The organism is Streptomyces durhamensis, assembly GCF_000725475.1.
GTDB lineage: Bacteria > Actinomycetota > Actinomycetes > Streptomycetales > Streptomycetaceae > Streptomyces > Streptomyces filipinensis.
The window spans coordinates 42473-61735 of record NZ_JNXR01000032.1 but is presented as its reverse complement, the minus strand read 5'-3'; the positions used below and the strand labels follow the sequence as shown (position 1 = coordinate 61735).

Below are 19263 nucleotides of genomic sequence, written 5' to 3'. Positions count from 1 at the left end.
TGTGTGCGTGGTGTCGGCTACCAGGAGCGACCACTCGTGCGCCCTGCTGAACGAAGCGGCGCACTTGCGACGCTAGGGGCCCGTTCGGTGCGACGCCCTCCCGAACTAGTCCATCCGGGTCGGCGCGCCTCCTTGCGTCGCGCACACAAAAGGCCCCGCCCGGAGGCCCGGACGGGGCTTTCTCTCCCTGAGCGGGCGGGATCTACATCCCGCCCCCGGTCATCCCGTGCACCGCCGGGATCGTGCCGAGGCGGCCCTTCTGGAAGTCCTCGAAGGCCTGCATCAGTTCTTCCTTGGTGTTCATGACGAACGGGCCGTAGTGGGCCATGGGTTCACGGATGGGCTGTCCGCCGAGGAGGACGACCTGCAGGTCCGGGGTGTTGCCGTCCTGCTTCTCGTTCGCGCGGACGGTCAGCGAGGAGCCGGAGCCGAAGACGGCGGTCTGGCCGGAGTGGACCGGCCGGCGGTCCGTGCCGACGCTGCCGCGGCCCGCGAGGACGTAGGCCAGGCCGTTGAAGTCCTCCCGCCAGGGCAGGGTGATCTCGGCGCCCGGGGCGAGGGTCGCGTGGATCATCGTGATCGGGGTGTGGGTGATGCCGGGGCCCTTGTGGCCGTCCAGCTCGCCCGCGATGACGCGCAGCAGCGCACCTCCGTCAGGAGTCGTCAGCAGCTGCACGTTGCCGCCGCGGATGTCCTGGTAGCGCGGCGCCATCATCTTGTCCTTGGCCGGAAGGTTCACCCACAGCTGCAGACCGTGGAAGAGACCGCCGGACACGACCAGGGACTCCGGCGGGGCCTCGATGTGCAGCAGGCCCGAACCCGCGGTCATCCACTGGGTGTCGCCGTTGGTGATGGTGCCGCCACCACCCTGGGAGTCCTGGTGGTCGAAGATCCCGTCGATGATGTAGGTGACGGTCTCGAAGCCGCGGTGCGGGTGCCAGGGGGTGCCCTTGGGCTCGCCCGGCGCGTACTCCACCTCGCCCATCTGGTCCATCATGATGAACGGGTCGAGGTGGCGGTAGTTGATCCCGGCGAACGCCCGGCGCACCGGGAAGCCCTCGCCCTCGAACCCGCTCGGTGCGGTCGTCACAGCCAGCACCGGACGCGCCACCGCATCGGCGGAAACGGTCACACGGGGCAGCGTCAACGGGTTCTCGACGGTCACTGCAGGCATGGTCGGTACCTCCTTGTGCGTCCACTTTAGTTGAGCGTTGAACTTTCTGCCACCCACAACAGAGAGAGCCCGGAGGGAATTCCCTCCGGGCTCGCGGTCTCGGGGACGGGCCGGCCGCCCGCGCGGCGACGGCCTCTAGCCGTACATCCGGCGCATCGCGAAGTCGACCATCTGCTCGACCGCCTTCGCGTCGAACACCATCCGATGCTCGCCCTCCATGTCCAGGACGAAGCCGTAGCCGGTCGGCAGCAGGTCGATCACCTCGGCGCCGGTGATCACGAAGTACTTGGACTCCTTGCCCGCGTAGCGGCGCAGCTCCTTGAGCGAGGTGAACATCGGGATCACCGGCTGCTGGGTGTTGTGCAGGGCGAGGAAGCCGGGGGTGTCGCCGCGCGGGCAGTACACCTTCGACGTCGCGAAGATCTGCTGGAAGTCCTCGGCGGACATCTGCCCGGTGGTGAACGCGCGCACCGCGTCCGCGAGCGAGGGCGGGGACGGCTCGGGATACAGCGGCGGCTGCTGCCCGTAGCCGCCGGCCATCGGCTGCTGGGGTGCGGCGTACTGCTGCTGAGCACCGACGTTCTGGTCGTAGCCGTACATGGGCGCAAGCGTACCGAGCGGGAGCGGCGCGACGACCCCCGGGAGAATTTATGTAGCGATCGCTAGATAATCCTGGTACGGTTTTTGTATCGATCACTACAGACAGTGTCCTCCGGGGGGTACCTCATGTCCGGCACCGATCCGCGTCCCGTTCTGCTCCTCGCCCACGGCGCCGGCGGCTCCCTCGCGGCCAACTACGGCCCCGTGATGGCCGGCCTGGCGGCCCGGTACCGCGTGATCGGCGCCGACTACCCGGGCGCGGGCGGCTCCCCCCGCGCGAGAGGGCCGCTGGAACTGGACGACCTGGCCGACCGGTTGGTGGCCGCCGCCGACGCGGAGGGAGTCGCGCGCTTCGCCGTCTCCGGGTTCTCGCTGGGCGGTGCGGTGGCGATACGGCTGGCCGTGCGGCATCCCGAGCGGGTCACGGCACTCCTGCTCACCGCGCCCTTCGCCCGCGCGGACGCGCAGGTCCGGCTGGTCGCGCGCGTGTGGCGGTCGCTCGTCGAGGCCGGCGACCCGGACACCCTCGGACGGTTCCTGCTCGCCCACAGCCTGAGCCCGGCCGCCCTGGAGGCGATGGACCCGCAGGAGCTGGAGAGCGCGGTGAAGCAGGTGGGCGGGGACGTCCCGGCCGGCACGCCGGAGCACGTGGAGCTGGCGGAGCGGCTCGACGTGACCGCCGACCTGTCCCGGATCACCGTGCCCACGCTGGTCGTCTCGCCCACCGACGACCCGCTGATCGCACCCCGGCTGCACCGGGAGGTGGCGGCGGGGATACCGGGAGCCCGGCTGATGCGCATACCGGGCGGTCACCTGCCTTTCGCCGAACACCCGGACCAGTGGGCGGCGCTGCTCACGGCCCCGTTCCCAGGCAGGAAGGAGTAGACCCTTCTCACACTTGACCGGCAGGGGTTGCTTCTTATTACCGACGGGTAGCATCATCGTGCTACTTGTTGGTACGTGAACTAGGTGCGAGGAGTCAGTGCCTCGCCGATCCCTCTACGGAGCCGTCGCCATGGGGCACTACAAGTCGAATCTCCGCGACATCGAGTTCAACCTCTTCGAAGTACTGGGGCGCGACAAGGTGTACGGCACCGGCCCGTTCGAGGAGATGGACGTCGACACCGCCAAGAGCATCCTGGAGGAGATGACCCGCCTCTCGGAGAACGAGCTGGCGGAGTCCTTCGTCGACGCCGACCGCAACCCGCCGGTCTTCGACCCGGAGACCAACACGGCGCCGGTCCCGGCGTCCTTCAAGAAGAGCTACAAGGCCTTCATGGACTCCGAGTACTGGCGGCTCGGCCTGCCCGAGGAGATCGGCGGCACCACCTCGCCGCGCTCCCTGATCTGGGCCTACGCCGAGCTGATCCTGGGCGCCAACCCGGCCGTGTGGATGTACTCCTCCGGCCCCGCGTTCGCCGGCATCCTCTTCGAGGAGGGCAACGAGGTCCAGAAGCACATCGCCAAGGTCGCCACCGAGAAGCAGTGGGGCTCCACGATGGTGCTCACCGAGCCCGACGCGGGCTCCGACGTGGGCGCCGGCCGCACCAAGGCGATCCAGCAGGAGGACGGCTCCTGGCACATCGAGGGCGTGAAGCGCTTCATCACCTCCGGTGAGCACGACATGTCGGAGAACATCCTCCACTACGTGCTCGCGCGTCCCGAGGGTGCCGGCCCCGGCACGAAGGGCCTGTCCCTCTTCCTCGTCCCGAAGTACCTCTTCGACTTCGAGACCGGCGAGCTGGGCGAGCGCAACGGCGTCTACGCCACCAACGTCGAGCACAAGATGGGCCTGAAGGCCTCCAACACCTGCGAGATGACCTTCGGCGACCAGCACCCCGCCAAGGGCTGGCTGATCGGTGACAAGCACGACGGCATCCGCCAGATGTTCCGCATCATCGAGTTCGCCCGCATGATGGTCGGCACGAAGGCGATCTCCACGCTGTCCACCGGCTACCTGAACGCGCTGGAGTACGCCAAGGAGCGCGTCCAGGGCCCGGACCTGGCCAACTTCATGGACAAGACCGCACCCAAGGTCACCATCACCCACCACCCCGACGTGCGTCGCTCCCTGATGACGCAGAAGGCGTACGCGGAGGGCATGCGCGCCCTGGTGCTGTACACCGCCTCGATCCAGGACGCCATCCAGCTCAAGGAGGCGAACGGCGAGGACGCCTCCGCCGAGGAGGCGCTGAACGACCTGCTGCTGCCGATCGTCAAGGGCTACGGCTCCGAGAAGGGCTACGAGCAGCTCGCCCAGTCGCTGCAGACCTTCGGCGGCTCCGGCTTCCTGCAGGAGTACCCGATCGAGCAGTACATCCGGGACTCCAAGATCGACACCCTGTACGAGGGCACCACCGCGATCCAGGGCCAGGACTTCTTCTTCCGGAAGATCGTCCGCAACCAGGGCGCCGCGCTGAACTCCCTCGCCGAGGACATCAAGAAGTTCCTGGCGCTCGGCACCGGCGGCGAGGAGCTGGCCGGCGCCCGCGAGCACCTGGCCAAGGCGGCCGTGGAGCTGGAGGCGATCGTCGGCCTGATGCTGACCGACCTCGCCGCCACCGAGCAGGACACCAAGAACATCTACAAGGTGGGCCTGAACACCACCCGCCTGCTGCTGGCCTCCGGTGACGTCGTCGTCGGCTACCTGCTGCTCAAGGGCGCCGCGATCGCCGCCGAGAAGCTGGCCTCGGCCTCCGCCAAGGACCAGGCCTTCTACACCGGCAAGATCGCCGCGGCGAAGTTCTTCGCGGCCAACGTCCTGCCGGGCGTCACGCTGGCCCGCAAGGTCGCCTCGACGGTCGAGCTGGACCTCATGGAGCTGGACGAAGCCGCGTTCTAGAAGACGCCCCTCCGGATACGTACCCGCAGGTCCCCGTGGGTGCGTCCCTGTAGATACTGTGCGGGCCCGCTCTCTTTCCGGGAGCGGGCCCGTGCACGTCGTTAAGGTGAATCCCATGAGCGCAGCAGCCCGCTTCGACCGCGGCCACACCGACGACCTGATGTCCTTCCTGGCGGCCAGCCCGTCGCCGTACCACGCGGTGGCCAACGCCGCCGAGCGGCTGGAGAAGGCAGGCTTCCGGCAGGTCGCGGAGACCGACGCCTGGGACGCGTCGAGCGGCGGCAAGTACGTGCTGCGCGGCGGCGCGCTCATCGCCTGGTTCGTCCCCGAGGGCGCCGATCCGCACACGCCGTTCCACATCGTCGGCGCGCACACCGACTCCCCGAACCTGCGGATCAAGCCCCGCCCGGACAGCGGGGCGCACGGCTGGCGCCAGGCCGCGGTCGAGATCTACGGCGGACCGCTGATGAACTCCTGGCTGGACCGCGACCTGGGTCTGGCCGGCCGGCTCAGCCTGCGCGACGGCTCCAGCGTGCTGGTCAACGTGGACCGTCCGCTGCTGCGCGTGCCCCAGCTCGCCATCCACCTGGACCGTTCGGTCAGCAGCGAGGGGCTCAAGCTCGACAAGCAGCGCCATCTGCAGCCGGTGTGGGGCCTCGGGGACGACGTCCGCGACGGCGATCTGATCGCCTTCCTGGAGCAGGAGGCGGGGCTCGCGGCCGGCTCGGTCACCGGCTGGGACCTGATGACGCACCCCGTGGAGGCCCCGGCCTACCTCGGCCGGGACCGGGATCTGGTCGCCGGACCGCGCATGGACAACCTGCTGTCGGTGCACGCGGGCACCGCCGCGCTGGCCGCCGTCGCGACCTCCGGCACCCCCCTCACCCGTATCCCCGTCCTGGCCGCCTTCGACCACGAGGAGAACGGCTCCCAGTCGGACACCGGCGCGGACGGCCCGCTGCTCGGATCCGTGCTGGAACGCTCGGTGTTCGCGCGCGGCGGCTCGTACGAGGACCGGGCCCGGGCCTTCGCCGGCACCGTGTGCCTGTCCTCCGACACCGGCCACGCCGTCCACCCCAACTACGCGGAGCGGCACGACCCGACGCACCACCCGCGGGTCAACGGCGGTCCGATCCTCAAGGTCAACGTCAACAACCGCTACGCCACGGACGGTTCGGGCCGCGCCGTCTTCGCCGCCGCCTGTGAGAAGGCGGGCGTGCCGTTCCAGAGCTTCGTCTCCAACAACTCCATGCCGTGCGGCACCACCATCGGCCCGATCACCGCGGCCCGGCACGGCATCCGGACCGTGGACATCGGCGTCGCGATCCTCTCCATGCACAGCGTGCGCGAACTGTGCGGCGCCGACGACCCGTTCCTGCTGGCGAACGCCCTGTCCGCGTTCCTGGAGGGCTAGCCGAGGGCTAGTCGGGAGCGGCGCGGGTACCCGGACGGCACCGGAGATTCCGGAACCGAAAGGGGAGGCGACTTCTCATGGGGCTCGGAGGATGCATCATCCTCATCGCCGTGGGGGCCATCCTCACGTTCGCGACCGACTGGCACATGCACGGCGTCAACCTCACCGTCGTCGGCCTGATCCTGATGGCGGTGGGGCTGATCGGCGTGGCGACGTTCAGCGGCATCGCCCGGCGCCGGCGGGTCGTGATGCCGCCGACGCCGGTGGTCGAGGAGGAACCCCACCATCACCATCACCGCGTCGACGGCTACAGCGACGGTTACGGCGTATAGGCGACAGCTCAGGCACCAGACGCAACGGCGATACCAGGAAAGCCACACAGCTCCGTAATTAACTGAGTAATCTGCGGAGTTATGGACTTCACCGTTATCGCCCACGCCGTCAAAGTGGACGACGGCATCAAACGGCTGTCGATGCGCTTCATCAAGAAGTACGCGGCGCCCGGCCGCCAGCGACTGAGCGCCGAACTGTGCGAGGAGATCTCGCGCGAGTTCGGCGAACTCGGTCTCCTCACCGTGCCACGACGCCTGCCGACCTCGGAAAACGAGTTCGTGTTCGTGATCGAGAAGGACAGCATCCTGGGCCAGGCCGTCCTGGTCGCATCCACGCTGGTGATGCTCGACCGGCTCGGTGAAAGTCCGCTGCCCAAGCTCTTCGACAAATACCCCGACGCGCTGACTCATTTGAGTCACTAAACAGGTCACGCACTAACACAGCCGGTTGAAGATCTTATCCAAACCGATCACTTGTGATCTCACCCCGACAAAACAAGCGCGGGGTGATCAACGAAGCCATATGGTCATACCTGCGTGAAGGCAGGCCATTCCCGTGAGGCGACAAGGTCCCTGCGACGCGCGAGCACCGCGTCGCAGCGGAGGCTCCATCACTTCAGTGGACGTGCAATGGAGTAGTGCAATGAACGCCAACGCGAATCGGTCTTCCCTTCCCGCCGCCGGCGGCGAGGGCGATCAATCGTCCCTTTCGATCAGAGATGCACACTTCGCCCCTCCTGAGGGTTATGTCTGTGCCCTCTCCGGTGACCGGGACATGTCCATCGCCGCATGGCTGCACCTGGACGCCGAGGCCCTGGAGTCGAAGGCGGCCGCTTCCGTCTGGGCCGAGTTCCGTGAGCGGCTCTACACGGACCCGATGCTGAACATCCGCCGCGGCGACACGCTGCGCGCCAGGAAACTGGCCGCCGGACAGGGCCGTCCCCGCACGACGTCCGCCCGCCGGGGCCCCAACCGAGCCGAACGCTGGGGCTACCAGTATGTCCTGCGGCGCGGGCTCGAGGTCATCGCGGGCCTGCCCGGCACCACTGTCGGCACCGCCCAGGCGCCCGGCACGACCGCCACGGCGACCGCCGAGGCCCTCCTCGCGCAGCTCTCCCGCCAGCATCGCGCCCAGGGCACGTCCGCGTTCGCCGTCGTCCGCACCAACACCGCTGCCCCGGCCTGGTACGACCTCACGCCCACGCCGGATCGGGCACCGTGCGCCACGGACGGTCCGGAAAGCCTCCTGGAGGCGGCCGAGTTCGTCGCGTACTGCGCCTACCAGCACCACGCGCGGCGCCACAGTCGCCGTTTCCTGTGGCAGTGGCTCCCCGAGCTGCTGTCCGACGCCGAGGGCCCGCTCGCCCTCTGACCGCACCACCGGCCGGGCGCAGGCGGGCAGGCCCCCACCGGCGGGGCCTGCCCGCGCCCGGCACCGGATTCCATCGTCCCGGCGTAGGCCGCCTCGTCGCCTCCCGTCCGCTCCCTCTCACCTCAGGAGGGCACCCATGTCCCTGCCCGCACCCCGCTCCTTCACTGTTGCATGGGGTTCCGAATCCATCCTCGTCTCCAACGTCGAGCCCGAACTGCCGGCCACATCCGCGGACGCCGACATCGAGAAGGTCGTCAAGGCCGGCCGGGACAATCCGGTGACGCTGCTGCCCGATCCCGCCCTGGAGGCCATCGGCCGCGCCACCACCGGCCCCGACGGAACGGCCGTACAACTGCGGCCCACCGCCGAGGAACCGACCGGCCTGCTGATGGTCGAGAACGTCGAGGGCGCGACCCTCCGCTCGGTCGTCACCCGAGTCCACCTGAGCGAGCTGCTGCCCGGCATCCAGCCCCGAACCGGCATGGAGGTCATGGAGATCCCGGACCCCCAGGTCCAAGGGCTCACCGACCAGGACCGGCCCTGCGCGATCGTCCGCTATCGCTTCCAGGACGTCGGCCATCTGCACAACCACGTGTGGCAGACCGTGCACGGGACGCTGTCCCTCAACAGCTACGCCCCCTCCGTCCTCGCCCGCAAGGTGACCCGCAACCTGATCACGCATCCCGTCGAGATCGCCTTCGAAGACGGCACGGAGTCCTTCTACGCCGTCGTGGTCCGCGACGGCATCACTCGGCTCGCGAGCGCCTGGTCCGTACTCGCCGGCCCCGACACCGAACCCGCCGACGCGGCGACGCTCGCGGTGGCGTCTCTGTTCGGGAACCACCACGCCGTGCCGCCCGGCCCGACCGGTTCGACGCTCGGACAACGGCTCGCCGATCACCGGAGGCGCTGGCGCAGGACGCTCCGGGATGAGTTCGAGCGCGAGATCGGCACGTCCGAGCCCGGGCCGCGTGCGGCCCAGATCGCCCAGACCTGCGTCGTACCGGCTCAGATCGCCGTCGGTTCCGAAGGGCATCCGGGGCATCTGCTGGCCGCCGAGGACATCTTCGACGACGCCATCCGCTCCGTCCTGGCCTCGGTCCACGTAGAGTTCAAGCAGTGGGACACAGCCGCCCAGAACGTGGAGGTGGCCACCCGCGCTCTCAAACGTGTGATCCAGCTGGGCGACACCCTGGTCGACAAGGACGACCTCCAGGCGGTGTACGGCCTGGCCGTGGGCCGGATCGCGGCGGAGGAACTGCCGCAGGTGTTCTCCGGTGCCGTGCCCCCACCCGGCACCGCGCTGTGGCGCAGCGTCTACCTCGTGCACGCGCTGACCCGGCCGGAACTCCTGGAACCCCTCAAGGACCAGGCCAAAGCCATCAAGGGCGGCAAGCGGATGGGGCTGAAGGGCTTCGCCGAGCTGCTCGGCCCGCTCGTCGACCTGCCCTGGCGCTCGCACAAGAAGCACGTCACCACGCAGGCACGCAATGCATGGAACAACGGCGGTGTCCTCACCACCGACGTCATCCAGGAGTGGGACCCGTGCCCCACGGACGACTTCACCTCACTCGTGGCGCCCGCCCTGTCCGGTGACGTCAACGCCCGCTGCACGCTGGCCGTGGCGGGCGGCGTGGCTCTGATCGCCGACAAGCTCCTCACCCGGAACGTCGGGTCGGCCCTGATGGTCGCCAAGGAGAAGGGCGGTGTTCCGTTCCGGGCCGACGTCAACCAGATCATCGAGGACCTCTCGCAGCAGCACAACGAGCTGGGCCTGTGGACCCTCGCCTTCGCCGCCGAGCGGTTCCGGAGCGACGCGCTGCCGGAGAACGCGGTCACCATGCGCCAGCTCATCCACAAGCAGAAGACGGGTGCCACGGCCCGCGCCCCCTATGTGCACTTCAAGGTCGACCTGGCGCAGCCCGACAGGATCACACGCGACGCCACCGGCGTCCCCGTGATGCTCCACCAGTGGGACGTCGTCTGGGCCTCCAACCCCGATCGGGCACGCAAAGCGCACTCGCCCAAGCCGTCCTTCATCCCGCCACCCGCTGCCGCCGGCCCGGGGCAGACGCTGGCGACGGCAGGCGCCCAGGTCGGCGGCACACCGACGTCCGCCGGGGTGGGGGGCACGCCGCCGTCCGGCGGGGCCCCGGCTCCGGCCGTGGTACCTGCCGCGGGCGGGTCCACGCCCGCGCAGCGGCCCGCCAGCCAGCGAGCCGCCGACTACAGGACCCTGCTGCGGGACAGCGTGGCGAGCGCCAAGGATGCCATCGACCTGCTGCTGGACCTCGAACCGGAGGTCGGCAGCCATACTCCCATCGTCCCCCCCGCCGTCCTCGACGCTCTGCTCAAGCAGTTGGTGGGTATCCAGACGGACGTGGAGAACCTCCGCAGGAAGATTACCCCTCAGGAGGAACCGGACTTGGAGACCCAGACGGAGGCGGACGCCCGGACGGAGACAGAGACGGACACGGACACGGAGACGGAGGCCGAGGGCACGTCGGTGGTCGCGGCGCTGTGATCCGCTCGACGCTGTGAACAGTTCTCCTACTGCTCGTCCATCCCCGCCAGGACGAGCGGCAGGCGGTCCGCCCCGCCCTCGGTGAGGCGGACCGGGACGCCCCAGTCCTGCTGGTGGACATGGCAGGCGGGGTACTCGTGGGAAGGATCGTCGTCACAGGAGGCGGCCATCGCCGAGACGTGCAGGACGCCTTCCGTGACGGCCGGGTTCAGCTCCAGCTCACGGGACAGGTCCGTATCCGCGCCCTCGCCCCTGAGCAGGAGTCCGGGCGGGGTCGAGGAGACCAGGAGACGCGTCGACGGACCGTAGCGGGTGTCGAGCTTCTGGCCCGCGGGCGCCTGGAAGACGACATCCAACCGCAGGGTGCCGGGGGCGACTTCGGTCGCGGCGCGCCGGGTGCGGTGGGCGACCGACTCCACCCGCACCGCCTCCTCCGGCAGCCGCAGCCGGGTCAGCCGGTGCCGGGCCGACTCCACGACCACGAGGTCCTCGCCGGCGAGCACGGCGTCGCTGGGCTCGCGCAGATCCGTGGCCAGCGTCGTGACCTCGCCGGTCGCCGGGTCGTAGCGGCGCAGGGCGTGGTTGTAGGTGTCGGCGACCGCCACCGAACCGTCCGGCAGCGCGGTGACGCCCAGCGGGTGCTGGAGCAGCGCCTGCCCGGCGGCGCCGTCACGATGGCCGAAGTCGAACAGACCCGTGCCGACCGCCGTGTGGACACGTCCGTCGAGATCCACCCACCGCAGGGCGCTGGTCTCGGAGTCGGCGAGCCACAGCCGGTCGGCGGTGGCCGCCAGGCCGGAGGGCTGGGCGAACCAGGCCTGCGCGGCAGGGCCGTCGACCAGTCCCTCGTTGGTGGTGCCCGCCGCGACGGCGACCGTTCCCGCCGCGGGGTCGTACGTCCACAGCTGGTGGACGCCCGCCATGGCGATCCACACCCTGCCGCCGAACACCGCCACGTCCCAGGGTGAGGAGAGGTCGACCCCGCGGGCCGGACCGGAGGTGGCGGACCCCTGCCACCACTGCTTTCCGGTGCCGGCCAGGGTCGTCACCGCGCCGGTGGCGAGGTCGAGGCGGCGCAGGGCGTGGTTGACGGTGTCGGCGACGACCACGCAGCCGCCGTCCAGCAGGGCCAGACCCTGCGGCTCGCTGAAGGACGCCTCCTGCGGGCCGCCGTCCACGAACCCGCGCATGCCGGAGCCGATCCGCCGTACGACGGTCTCGGCGTCCTCGGCCAGCTCCACCAGCTGGTGCCGGGTGGTGTCGCTGACCAGGAAGTTCCCCGACGGCAGCAGCAGCGCCTTGCCGGGGAAGCGCAGCGTCGTCGGCTCGGGCTCCGGCGGCACGTACGGGCCGTCGCCACGGCGCAGGGTGCCCTTCGCCTCGTGCTCGGCCTCCAACTCCTCGACCAGCCGCTCGATGGCGTGGGCGTGCCCCTCGCCCGCGTGCTGGGCGACGACGTACCCCTCCGGGTCGATCACGACCAGCGTCGGCCAGGCGCGCACCGCGTACTGCTTCCAGGTGGCCAGCTCGGGGTCGTCCAGCACCGGGTGCTCCACCCCGTACCGCTCCACCGCGTCCACGACCGCCTGGTGCTCGGCCTCGTGCACGAACTTCGGCGAGTGCACACCGATGACCACCACCGTGTCCCGGTGCTTCTCCTCCAACTCCCGCAGCTCGTCCAGGACGTGCAGACAGTTGATGCAGCAGAAGGTCCAAAAGTCCAGGACCACGATGCGTCCGCGCAGGTCGGCGAGGGTGTACTGGGTGTCTCCCGTGTTCAGCCAGCCGCCCTTGCCGACCAGTTCGGGGGCGCGGACGCGGGCGCGTCGGGGTGCGGAGTCGGTCATGGCTCCAAGAGTGCCACCCGACTCCGACAGCCGATCCGGCGCCTGTGGAAAAGTCGCTCCCCGGGCCCGGTCAGGGCAGGGCGTGGCCGGTGGTCGCGTCCACGTGGTCCGGGACCTCCTCGTGCCGGTCGCCGACCGTGAGGGTGCCGCTGGGCTCGATGACGAGGATCGTGGTGGGCACGCGCGCGAACGGCTTGTGCTCGGTGCCGCGCGGGACGGTGAAGACCGAGCCCCTGGACAGCACGACCGTGCGCTCCCCGGCCGGCTCGCGCAGGCCGATGTGCAGTTCGCCGTCGAGGACCAGGAAGAACTCGTCGGTGTGGTCGTGGACGTGCCAGAGGTGTTCGCCCTCCACCTTCGCCACGCGCACGTCGTAGTCGTTGACGGTGGTGACGATGCGGGGGCTCCACCGCTCGGTGAAGGAGGCGAGGGCCTGTTCCAGGGAGATCGGTTCCATGGGTTCATCGTGCGGGTGGCCGGGGCCGTCGTACGAGTGCTAGGAATCGCATATGCCGCAAGGATCCTCTCACCGCGTCGTGCTGGTGGTCGACGAGAACTCCAACCCCTTCGAGATGAGCTGCGCCATCGAGGTCTTCGGGCTGCGGCGGCCCGAACTCGGGCGTGACCTGTACGACTTCCGGCTGTGCGCCGCCGATCCGGAGACCCGGATGCGGGACGGCTTCTTCACGCTCACCGGCGTCGCCGGGCTGGCGGCCGCCGAGGACGCGGACACGCTGATCGTGCCGAACCGGCCCGACACCGAGGTCCCGCGCGAGGAGCGTGTCCTGGACGTCGTGCGCCGGGCACACGCGCGTGGCGCCCGGCTCGTCGGCTTCTGCTCGGGCGCGTTCACCCTCGCGGAGGCGGGCCTGCTGGACGGGCGCCGGGCGGCCTGCCACTGGATGTGGGCGGAGGCCTTCCGCGGCCGCTTCCCCCGGGTGCGCCTGGAGCCGGACGTGCTCTTCGTGGACGACGGCGACATCCTGACCGCCTCCGGCAGCGCCTCGGCGCTCGACCTGGGCCTGCACATCGTGCGCCGGGACCACGGCGCGGAGATCGCCAACCATGTCTCCCGGCGCCTCGTCTTCGCCGCCCACCGGGACGGCGGCCAGCGGCAGTTCGTGGAGCGCCCGGTGCCCGACGTGCCCGACGAGTCGCTCGGCCCGCTGCTGGCCTGGGCGCAGGAACGGCTGGGTGAGCCGCTGGCGGTGGCGGACCTCGCCGCCCGCGCGGCCGTCAGCCCCGCCACGCTGCACCGCCGCTTCCGGGGCCAGCTGGGCACGACGCCGCTGGCCTGGCTCACCGGGGAGCGGGTGGCGCTGGCCTGCCGGCTGATCGAGCGGGGCGAGGAGCGCCTGGACGTCGTCGCGGCCCGCAGCGGACTGGGCACGGCGGCCAATCTGCGGGCCCGGCTACGCCGGGAGACGGGGCTGAGCCCATCGGGTTATCGCAGGCGTTTCGGACCGACGGGACCGTGATGACCCGCTCGCGGCGGGGAACGGTCACCGCATGAGACTCCTCGTGCGCGACCGGCTTCTCGGCATCGGTGACGACTACTGGATCGAGGACGAGCACGGCCGGAAGGTGTTCCTCGTCGACGGCAAGGCCATGCGGCTGCGCGACACCTTCGAGCTGAAGGACGCCCAGGGGCGCGTCCTGGTCGACATCCACCAGAAGATGTTCGCGCTGCGCGACACCATGGTGATCGAGCGGGACGGCGAGGGCCTGGCCACGATCCGGCGCAAACGGCTGTCCCTGCTGCGCAACCACTACCGGGTGTCCCTGGCCGACGGCACCGAGCTGGACGTCAGCGGCAAGATCCTCGACCACGAGTTCGCCATCGAGTACGACGGTGAACTCCTCGCGGTGATCTCCCGCCGCTGGCTGCACCTGCGGGACACGTACGGCGTCGACATCGTGCGCGAGGACGCCGACCCGGCCCTGCTCATCGCGGTGGCGGTATGCGTGATCCACCTGGCGCAGAAGGAACGGGAGACCGGCTGACGGCCCTGGCGGGCAGCCGCTCGACTCCCACGGTTCCCGATCGGCCCCGCCGCCGGCTGCGGCCCCGCCAGTGGCGCAGACCCGTCCACGGCCGGGGATCCGTCGGCGGCCGGAGATCCGTCCGCGGCTTGAAGTCCGCTCAGCGGCGTGGGGGTTCGAGGCCCAGGACCCGGTCCTTCAGGGCCGGGAACTGCTCGCGGGTGGCCGCCACCTTCGCCGGGTCGAAGTCGACCGTGAGGACCTCCTCGTCCGGGCCCGCCTCGGCGAGCACCTCGCCCCACGGATCCACCACGATCGAGTGACCCGCCTGCGGAACTCCCGCATGGGTCCCGGCCGTTCCACACGCGAGCACGAACGCCTGGTTCTCCACCGCCCGCGCCTGAGCCAGCAGCGTCCAGTGCGCGCGTCGCCGCTCGGGCCAGCCCGCCGGGATCACCAGCGTCTCGGCGCCGGCGTCGACGAGTCCGCGGAAGAGTTCGGGGAAACGGAGGTCGTAGCAGGTGGCCACGCCGAGCGTGGTCCCGGGCAGCCGGACCGTCACCAGGTCCCGCCCGGCGCCCATCAGCACGGCCTCACCCTTGTCGAAGCCGAAGCGGTGGATCTTGCGGTAGGCGGCAGCCAGTTCACCGGAGGGGGAGAAGACGAGAGAGGTGTTGTAGAGGGGGCCGTCGGGGTCCCGTTCGGGGATGGAGCCGGCGTGCAGCCACACGCCCGCGTCGCTCGCCGCCTTGGCCATCGTCTCGTACGTCGGCCCTTCGAGCGGCTCGGCCTCCCGGCCGAACTCCTCGTAGGCGAAGGCACCGGTGGTCCACAGCTCGGGCAGGACCACGAGGTCGGCGCCGGCCTGCTCCCGCACCAGGGCGGCCACCCGCTGCCGCCGGGAGTCGACCGATTCGTCCTCGTTCACGGCGATCTGGATCAGCGAGGCGCGCACACTACCACCGTCCTGGCATTCGAGTCGTCCATACAGGCCTACGATCGTCACACGAAAGCACTGCCGGGGTGCCTGCAAGCAGCGTAACTTAGCGTCCCAGACACCCACCGAAGTGCAGCCGCCGCCCGCTGGCAACGCCGCCACAACCTGCCCGTGTACCGACCGCCGAGGGGTCCCGTTCCGTGAGTCTGCATCCCACCCTCCAGCCCTACGCCGACGCCTGGACCCACTCCATCGACGCGATATCCGAGATGGTCCAGTCGCTCGCGGAAGGCGAGTGGAACCGGCGGACCCCGTGCCCGGGCTGGTCCGTGCGGGACCTCGTGTCCCATGTGATCGGCCTGGACTGCGAGATGCTCGGCGACCCGCGTCCCATCCACTCGCTGCCCCGTGACCTCTTCCACGTCACCACCGAGCACCAGCGGTACATGGAGGTCCAGGTCGACGTCCGCCGCCACCACACGGCGCCGGAGATGACGGCCGAGCTGGAGTACACGGTCATCCGCCGCAACCGCCAGCTGCGGGGCGAGTCCCGCGACCCCGGCACCACGGTGCGCGGCCCGCTGAGCTCGGAGATCACGCTGGAGCAGGCCTACCGCACCCGGGCGTTCGACGTGTGGGTGCACGAGCAGGACCTGCGCACGGCCCTCGGCCGGCCCGGCAACCTGGACTCGCCCGGTGCGGCCGTGGCGCGGGACGTCCTGCTGGAGGCGCTGCCGAAGGTCGTCGCGAAGGACGCGGACGCGCCGCGCAGCTCGGCGATCGTGTTCGACGTGCACGGCCCGGTGGAGTTCCTGCGCACGATCCGCGTCGACATCCAGGGCCGCGGCACCCTGGAGACCACCCCGGCCCTCGGCCCGGCCGCCACCCTCACCCTCGACTGGGAGACGTACGTCCGCCTCGCCTGCGGCCGAGTCGCCCCGGAGGCGGTGGCGGACCGTGTGAAGACGGAGGGCGACCCGGACCTGGTGGCGGCGATCCTGCGCAACTTCGCGGTGACGCCGTAGCCCTGACGGCAGGAGCACGGGCGCAGCGCCGCCGGCGGAGCACCGCGCGGGGAGGACGCGGCTACGCCGCGGGGACGTGCACCGTCTCCACCCGGCTCGCCACCAACCGCTCCCGCTCCCGCCGCGCGGCCCGCCCCCGCAGCCGCAGAATCTGCGAGACCCCGAGTGCCTGCAGCACGAACACCGCGCTGAACGCCACGGCGTAGTCGTCCCCGGTGGCGTCCAACAGCACCCCGACCGCGAACAGCGTCGTCATCGAGGCGATGAACCCACCCATGTTGGTGATGCCCGACGCCGTGCCCTGTCGCTCGGGCGGGTTGGCCGGCCGCGCGAAGTCGAATCCGATCATGGAGGCCGGCCCGCAGGCGCCCAGCACCGTGCACAGCACGACCAGCAGCCACATGGGCGCGTGCTCGCCCGGGTACAGCAGCGTCGTCGCCCACAGCAGCGCGGTCGTCCCGACCGTGCCCAGCGCCAGCGGCAGCCGGGCCGCGTGGTGCCGGGCGACGATCTGGCCGTAGACGAGCCCGATCACCATGTTGGACAGCACGACCAGGGTGAGCAGCTCACCCGCCGTGGTGCGGCTGAGCCCCTGTGCCTGGACCAGGAACGGCAGGCCCCACAGCAGCAGGAACACCATCGCCGGGAACTGGGTGGTGAAGTGCACCCACAGCCCGAGACGCGTGCCGGGCTCCCGCCAGGCCGCGGCGATCTGCCGGCGGACGTAGGCCGCGCCCTGGTGCGGCGACGGCTCGGGCTCGTGCCCGTCGGGGTGGTCCTTGAGGAACAGCAGGGTCAGGACGAGGACGACGACACCGGCGAGCGCGCTGCCGGCGAACGCCGGGGTCCACCCGATGCCGTGCAGCAGCCGGGCGAGGACCAGCGTGGAGACCAGGTTGCCCGCCATGCCGACCAGCCCGGCGAGCTGCGCGACCAGCGGGCCGCGCCGGGCCGGGAACCAGCGGCTGCCGAGCCGCAGCACGCTGATGAAGGTCATCGCGTCACCGCAGCCGAGCAGGGCGCGGGCGGCGAGGGCGGTGCCGTACGAGGGGGAGAAGGCGAAGCCGAGCTGTCCGGCCGTGAACAGTACGGCGCCGATGCTGAGCACCTTCTTGGTGCCGAGCCGGTCGACCAGCAGGCCGACGGGTATCTGCATGCCGGCATAGACCAGCAGCTGCAGGATGGAGAACGTCGACAGGGCGGAGGCGCCCACATGGAAGCGGTCGGCCGCGTCGAGTCCGGCCACGCCCAGGGACGTACGGAAGATGACGGCGACGAAGTAGACGGCGACGCCCGTGCACCACACGGTGACGGCGCGCCGGCCGCCCGGCGGATCACCCGGAAGAGTGACGTTCCTCGACGGGCCGCTCATCGCACCTCACCCCGGGCGAGGTGCTCGAACCAGCTCACATGCCGATGCACGACCTCGACGGCCGCCTCCGCGTCCCCGGCGCGCAGCGCGGCCAGGATCTCCTCGTGCTCGGCGAGCGTCTTGGCGATCCGGTCGGGGTGGGAGTGCATGACGGCGACGCCCATCCGCAGCTGGCGGTCGCGCAGCTGGTCGTAGAGGCGGGACAGGATCTCGTTGCCGCCGCTGCGCACGATCTCGGCGTGGAAGCAGCGGTCGGTCACCGCGGCCGCGGCCAGGTCACCTGCGGCGGCCTGCGTCTTCTGCAGCTCCAGCAGCTCGGTCAGCCGCTGCAGCAGACCGGGCGGGGCGGGTACGGCCTTGCGGGCGGCGTGCTCCTCGACCAGCTGGCGGGTCTCCACCACGTCGGCGATCTCCTGCGCCGAGACGGGCAGCACCAGGGCGCCCTTCTTCGGGTAGAGCCGGATCAGGCCCTCGGCCTCCAGCCGCAGCAGCGCCTCCCGCACGGGCGTGCGGGAGACCCCGACGGCCTCGGCCAGCTCGCCCTCGGTGAGCAGGGTCCCGCCCTCGTAGCGACGGTCGAGGACACCCTGCTTGACGTGGGCGTACACGCGGTCGGCGGCGGGTGGCGGCTTGTCGTGCCGGCGTGTGGGCTGCTGTACGGCCGTCTGCATGCCCACAGGATAGATACAACACGTACGCATACGGCGGCGACGTCCAGCATCCGGACGTGAAACGGGGGCCCCGCGCAGCGACGGCACAACTTTCTGTGCTACTTACGTGTCTCACACGTGCGGCTCCCTGCTCCCGCCACCTCAACTGGGCCGCACTCCAGGGGCATTCACGACAATCGGGGTATTTTACTTTGATTACCGGCATCAAGGGCACACACGCCACACGTCTTCGCAGAGCCGCCGCCGTCGCCGTCACCTCCGGCGCACTGCTCGCGGCCGGTGCCCTCACCGCGGCGCCCGCTCAGGCGGTCACGACGCCCTCGATCGTGGCCAAGGGCGGCTACGTGATGAACAACGCGAGCGGTTCGACGCTGTACACCAAGACGGCGGACACCCGCCGCTCCACCGGCTCCACCACCAAGATCATGACCGCCAAGGTCGTGCTCGCGCAGTCGAACCTCAACCTCGACAAGAAGGTGACGATCCAGCAGGCGTACAGCGACTACGTCGTAAAGAACCAGGCCTCGCTGGCCCACCTGATCGTCGGCGACAAGGTCACCGTCCGCCAGCTGCTGTACGGCCTGATGCTGCCGTCCGGCTGCGACGCCGCCTACGCGCTCGCCGACACCTACGGTTCGGGCTCCACCCGTGCCGCGCGCGTCAGCAACTTCATCGGCAAGATGAACGCCGCCGCGAAGAGCCTGGGCCTGACGAACACGCACTTCGACTCCTTCGACGGCATCGGCAACGGCAGCAACTACTCGACACCGCGCGACCTGACGAAGATCGCCAGCAGCGCGATGAAGAACTCCACGTTCCGCACGATCGTCAAGACGAAGGCGTACACCGCCAAGACGATCACCAAGACGGGCAGCACCCGCACGATGGGCACGTGGACCAACACCAACACGCTGCTCTCCAGCTACAGCGGCGCCATCGGCGTGAAGACCGGCTCCGGCCCCGAGGCGGGTGCCTGCCTCGTCTTCGCCGCCACCCGTAACGGCAAGACGGTCATCGGCACGGTCCTGGCCTCCACCTCGTACGCACAGCGCGCGGCGGACGCCACGAAGCTCCTCAACTACAGCTTCGCCAAGCTGGGCTGACCCGCCACCAGGCACTGACGGGCCCGTCGCGCGAGCGACGGGCCCGTTCTGCTGCCCGGAAGACCCC

General features: G+C 70.4%; 18 protein-coding genes. 11 read left to right on the top strand and 7 right to left on the bottom strand.

Features of this window, described 5'->3' with window-relative positions; genetic code table 11:
* Positions 1 to 202: 202 nt before the first annotated feature.
* Both IO33_RS0135335 and IO33_RS0135330 read right to left on the bottom strand, forming a co-directional pair.
* Positions 203 to 1174: a pirin family protein gene (locus IO33_RS0135335; RefSeq protein ID WP_031172739.1), complete on the bottom strand. Its 972-nt coding sequence runs from the start codon at positions 1172 to 1174 to the stop codon at positions 203 to 205.
* A 135-nt stretch (positions 1175 to 1309) separates the two neighbouring features.
* A complete protein-coding gene (locus IO33_RS0135330; RefSeq protein WP_031172737.1) occupies positions 1310 to 1774 on the bottom strand; it encodes an SseB family protein in 465 nt (154 codons plus the stop codon).
* A gap of 126 nt (positions 1775 to 1900) precedes the next feature.
* Here IO33_RS0135330 and IO33_RS0135325 point away from each other — a divergent pair, with 126 nt between their 5' ends.
* The 7 genes from IO33_RS0135325 (at position 1901) to IO33_RS44740 (ending at position 10258) form a co-directional block, all read left to right on the top strand.
* Positions 1901 to 2659 carry an alpha/beta fold hydrolase gene (locus tag IO33_RS0135325; protein WP_031172735.1) on the top strand — a complete coding sequence of 253 codons (759 nt, stop codon included), beginning with the start codon at positions 1901 to 1903 and terminating at the stop codon, positions 2657 to 2659.
* A 130-nt stretch (positions 2660 to 2789) separates the two neighbouring features.
* On the top strand, positions 2790 to 4616 hold the full coding sequence (locus IO33_RS0135320; RefSeq protein ID WP_031172732.1) for an acyl-CoA dehydrogenase: 1827 nt from the start codon (positions 2790 to 2792) through the stop codon (positions 4614 to 4616).
* A gap of 115 nt (positions 4617 to 4731) precedes the next feature.
* Positions 4732 to 6030, top strand: coding sequence for a M18 family aminopeptidase (locus tag IO33_RS0135315; RefSeq protein WP_031172730.1), 1299 nt, complete (start codon positions 4732 to 4734; stop codon positions 6028 to 6030).
* 77 nt (positions 6031 to 6107) lie between these two features.
* On the top strand, positions 6108 to 6362 hold the full coding sequence (locus IO33_RS0135310) for a DUF6458 family protein (protein WP_031172728.1): 255 nt from the start codon (positions 6108 to 6110) through the stop codon (positions 6360 to 6362).
* Between the two features lie 81 nt (positions 6363 to 6443).
* Positions 6444 to 6785: a hypothetical protein gene (locus IO33_RS0135305; protein WP_031172727.1), complete on the top strand. Its 342-nt coding sequence runs from the start codon at positions 6444 to 6446 to the stop codon at positions 6783 to 6785.
* A gap of 352 nt (positions 6786 to 7137) precedes the next feature.
* Positions 7138 to 7734, top strand: coding sequence for a hypothetical protein (locus IO33_RS0135300; RefSeq protein WP_031172725.1), 597 nt, complete (start codon positions 7138 to 7140; stop codon positions 7732 to 7734).
* Between the two features lie 136 nt (positions 7735 to 7870).
* Positions 7871 to 10258: a hypothetical protein gene (locus IO33_RS44740; RefSeq protein ID WP_245235955.1), complete on the top strand. Its 2388-nt coding sequence runs from the start codon at positions 7871 to 7873 to the stop codon at positions 10256 to 10258.
* 26 nt (positions 10259 to 10284) lie between these two features.
* Here IO33_RS44740 and IO33_RS0135290 read toward each other — a convergent pair whose 3' ends face one another.
* Together IO33_RS0135290 and IO33_RS0135285 are read right to left on the bottom strand one after the other, a co-directional pair.
* Positions 10285 to 12105 (bottom strand): thioredoxin-like domain-containing protein, encoded by a 1821-nt coding sequence (locus tag IO33_RS0135290; RefSeq protein WP_031172721.1) that lies wholly within the window; start codon positions 12103 to 12105, stop codon positions 10285 to 10287.
* A gap of 70 nt (positions 12106 to 12175) precedes the next feature.
* Positions 12176 to 12562, bottom strand: a complete 387-nt coding sequence (locus IO33_RS0135285; protein ID WP_031172719.1) for a cupin domain-containing protein — start codon at positions 12560 to 12562, stop codon at positions 12176 to 12178.
* Between the two features lie 52 nt (positions 12563 to 12614).
* Here IO33_RS0135285 and IO33_RS0135280 point away from each other — a divergent pair, with 52 nt between their 5' ends.
* The gene (locus tag IO33_RS0135280; protein ID WP_031172717.1) at positions 12615 to 13583 is read left to right on the top strand and encodes a GlxA family transcriptional regulator; all 969 of its coding nucleotides are present in this window, start codon (positions 12615 to 12617) and stop codon (positions 13581 to 13583) included.
* 31 nt (positions 13584 to 13614) lie between these two features.
* A complete protein-coding gene (locus tag IO33_RS0135275) occupies positions 13615 to 14109 on the top strand; it encodes an LURP-one-related/scramblase family protein (RefSeq protein ID WP_031172715.1) in 495 nt (164 codons plus the stop codon).
* Positions 14110 to 14248: 139 nt separating this feature from the next.
* Here IO33_RS0135275 and IO33_RS0135270 read toward each other — a convergent pair whose 3' ends face one another.
* Complete coding sequence (locus IO33_RS0135270) at positions 14249 to 15043, bottom strand: carbon-nitrogen family hydrolase (RefSeq protein WP_031172713.1); 795 nt, start codon at positions 15041 to 15043, stop codon at positions 14249 to 14251.
* A 182-nt stretch (positions 15044 to 15225) separates the two neighbouring features.
* Here IO33_RS0135270 and IO33_RS0135265 point away from each other — a divergent pair, with 182 nt between their 5' ends.
* Entirely contained in the window at positions 15226 to 16050 is an 825-nt protein-coding gene (locus IO33_RS0135265; protein WP_031172711.1) for a maleylpyruvate isomerase family mycothiol-dependent enzyme, read from the top strand.
* A gap of 61 nt (positions 16051 to 16111) precedes the next feature.
* On the opposite strand, the gene IO33_RS0135260 is transcribed toward IO33_RS0135265, so the two are convergent.
* Together IO33_RS0135260 and IO33_RS0135255 are read right to left on the bottom strand one after the other, a co-directional pair.
* Positions 16112 to 17422 carry an MFS transporter gene (locus IO33_RS0135260; RefSeq protein ID WP_031172709.1) on the bottom strand — a complete coding sequence of 437 codons (1311 nt, stop codon included), beginning with the start codon at positions 17420 to 17422 and terminating at the stop codon, positions 16112 to 16114.
* Complete coding sequence (locus tag IO33_RS0135255; protein ID WP_031172707.1) at positions 17419 to 18093, bottom strand: GntR family transcriptional regulator; 675 nt, start codon at positions 18091 to 18093, stop codon at positions 17419 to 17421. Before IO33_RS0135255 ends, IO33_RS0135260 begins: the two co-directional genes overlap by 4 nt.
* Positions 18094 to 18284: 191 nt before the next feature.
* Between IO33_RS0135255 and IO33_RS0135250 the strand changes: the two genes are divergently transcribed.
* Positions 18285 to 19196: a D-alanyl-D-alanine carboxypeptidase family protein gene (locus tag IO33_RS0135250; protein WP_031172706.1), complete on the top strand. Its 912-nt coding sequence runs from the start codon at positions 18285 to 18287 to the stop codon at positions 19194 to 19196.
* Positions 19197 to 19263 lie beyond the last annotated feature (67 nt).

Excerpts from the sequence above, each read along its gene's own strand:
- IO33_RS0135260 (WP_031172709.1), bottom strand. The coding sequence starts at position 17,422 with ATGAGCGGCCCGTCGAGGAACGTCACTCTTCCGGGTGATCCGCCGGGC.
- IO33_RS0135280 (WP_031172717.1), top strand. The coding sequence starts at position 12,615 with ATGCCGCAAGGATCCTCTCACCGCGTCGTGCTGGTGGTCGACGAGAAC.
- IO33_RS0135300 (WP_031172725.1), top strand. The coding sequence starts at position 7,138 with ATGTCCATCGCCGCATGGCTGCACCTGGACGCCGAGGCCCTGGAGTCG.
- IO33_RS0135275 (WP_031172715.1), top strand. The coding sequence starts at position 13,615 with ATGAGACTCCTCGTGCGCGACCGGCTTCTCGGCATCGGTGACGACTAC.
- IO33_RS0135310 (WP_031172728.1), top strand. The coding sequence starts at position 6,108 with ATGGGGCTCGGAGGATGCATCATCCTCATCGCCGTGGGGGCCATCCTC.
- IO33_RS0135285 (WP_031172719.1), bottom strand. The coding sequence starts at position 12,562 with ATGGAACCGATCTCCCTGGAACAGGCCCTCGCCTCCTTCACCGAGCGG.
- IO33_RS44740 (WP_245235955.1), top strand. The coding sequence starts at position 7,871 with ATGTCCCTGCCCGCACCCCGCTCCTTCACTGTTGCATGGGGTTCCGAA.
- IO33_RS0135325 (WP_031172735.1), top strand. The coding sequence starts at position 1,901 with ATGTCCGGCACCGATCCGCGTCCCGTTCTGCTCCTCGCCCACGGCGCC.
- IO33_RS0135330 (WP_031172737.1), bottom strand. The coding sequence starts at position 1,774 with ATGTACGGCTACGACCAGAACGTCGGTGCTCAGCAGCAGTACGCCGCA.
- IO33_RS0135305 (WP_031172727.1), top strand. The coding sequence starts at position 6,444 with ATGGACTTCACCGTTATCGCCCACGCCGTCAAAGTGGACGACGGCATC.
- IO33_RS0135290 (WP_031172721.1), bottom strand. The coding sequence starts at position 12,105 with ATGACCGACTCCGCACCCCGACGCGCCCGCGTCCGCGCCCCCGAACTG.
- IO33_RS0135320 (WP_031172732.1), top strand. The coding sequence starts at position 2,790 with ATGGGGCACTACAAGTCGAATCTCCGCGACATCGAGTTCAACCTCTTC.
- IO33_RS0135255 (WP_031172707.1), bottom strand. The coding sequence starts at position 18,093 with ATGCAGACGGCCGTACAGCAGCCCACACGCCGGCACGACAAGCCGCCA.
- IO33_RS0135335 (WP_031172739.1), bottom strand. The coding sequence starts at position 1,174 with ATGCCTGCAGTGACCGTCGAGAACCCGTTGACGCTGCCCCGTGTGACC.
- IO33_RS0135315 (WP_031172730.1), top strand. The coding sequence starts at position 4,732 with ATGAGCGCAGCAGCCCGCTTCGACCGCGGCCACACCGACGACCTGATG.